Origin of the sequence: uncultured Virgibacillus sp., assembly GCF_947495635.1 — a bacterium.
GTDB lineage: Bacteria > Bacillota > Bacilli > Bacillales > Amphibacillaceae > Virgibacillus > Virgibacillus salarius.
The window spans coordinates 1-647 of sequence record NZ_CANMAB010000218.1; the positions used below are offsets into that span (position 1 = coordinate 1).

1 protein-coding gene is annotated in these 647 nt (G+C 41.1%); it reads left to right on the plus strand.

Annotation, left to right across the window (positions count from 1 at the left end; translation table 11 throughout):
• Positions 1–36: 36 nt before the first annotated feature.
• On the plus strand, positions 37–647 hold a 611-nt coding region (locus Q1A47_RS20560; RefSeq protein ID WP_299632754.1), incomplete at its 3' end, for a condensation domain-containing protein.

The following is a 647-nucleotide window of genomic DNA, read 5'->3' on the forward strand; positions in this document are numbered from 1 at the left end:
TCCTTAGAGGAGGCACCGTTATTCCGAGCGGAAATCATGAAAAGCCAAGGAACTAATTACCTACTTATTGATATGCATCATATTATCTCAGATGGTGTCTCGATGAGTATCTTGGTTCAGGAATTCGCGAAGCTCTATAATGGCGACAAATTGGACCCACTCCGTATTCAATACAAGGATTATGCGGAATGGGAACAACACTATTTACAATCTGGACAAATGAAGAAGCAAGCACGATATTGGAAGGAACAATTCCAGGATGAGGTGCCAGTCCTTCAATTGCCATATGATTTTGAACGTCCAGCGTTTCAACGATTCGAAGGAGATAGCATTTCGTTCACGATAGACGAAGCAACAACGAAACAGCTACAGGAACTAGCGAAACAAGAAGATGTAACGATGCATATGGTTTTATTGTCTGCCTTTACCATTCAACTAGCGAGATATAGTGGTCAAGAAGACATTGTTGTCGGGGTACCGATTGCCGGAAGGCCACATGCCGATCTTCAAAATATCATGGGGATGTTCGTTAATACGTTAGCGATGCGACATCGACCAAATAAGCATAAAACATTTAGTGAATTTTTGAAGGAAGTGAAAGAAAACTCATTGCAAGCTTATGACAATCAGAACTATCAGCTTGAAGA